1 protein-coding gene and 1 pseudogene are annotated in these 730 nt (G+C 59.5%); both read left to right on the forward strand.

All coding sequences use genetic code 11. The features are described 5' to 3' along the window. Positions 1 to 57: 57 nt before the first annotated feature. A pseudogene (locus tag EAE89_RS24225) lies at positions 58 to 114 on the forward strand (hypothetical protein); the annotation flags it as partial. Between the two features lie 9 nt (positions 115 to 123). Further along, on the forward strand, positions 124 to 730 hold a 607-nt coding region (locus EAE89_RS23075; RefSeq protein WP_339423569.1), incomplete at its 3' end, for a hypothetical protein.

Raw genomic sequence — 730 nt, forward strand, 5'->3', positions numbered from 1 at the left:
GGACAGCTGGTTATCCAGACCGGACAGGCCGGGACTGACAATCAGAATGGCAAACTGTTGTCCGCGGGCCGGTTTACCCTGACGACCCACTGGCTCGACAATCGTCACGGTCAGGTGCAGGCGGTGGACGATACCACGCTGAACGCGCAGGAAAAAACCGACAACACCGGTGGCCTGATGCGGGGCGGTTCACAACTCACCCTGAACACGACTCAGCTGATTAACCGTGAGACAACGCAGCCGGATAACGGCGTGGAGGCGCAACATCTGACGATAAACGCCCGGCAGGTGGACAATACCGGGGGCGCTTTACGGGCCGCTAACCATCTGCAGGCTCAGGTGAGTCACACGCTGAATAATGCTCAGGGGTTAATCTCCGCGGGCAAACAGCTTACCGTAGACGACAGGAGCGGGCACACCTCGCTGGTGATTGACAACCGGCAAGGCACCCTGATTGCCGGGGAACAGGCAGATATTAACGCCGAAGCCCTGAGCGGCGACGGCCAACTGTTATCGCAGGGCGATATGGCGGTCACCTTAACCAAGGATTTTCACCACACCGGGCACACTGCGGCCAATGGCACGCTGACGCTGGAGACCGCGGGCAATCTCACCAATGACCGGGCCATCGTCGCCGGGCAAACCGTGCAGCTGACCGCCAAAAACCTTACCAATACTCAGACCGCGGAAATCAGCGCCGGGAAAACGCAGGTTAATGTTCACGACACCC

Source organism: Photorhabdus heterorhabditis, from assembly GCF_018448905.1.
GTDB classification, from domain to species: domain Bacteria; phylum Pseudomonadota; class Gammaproteobacteria; order Enterobacterales; family Enterobacteriaceae; genus Photorhabdus; species Photorhabdus heterorhabditis.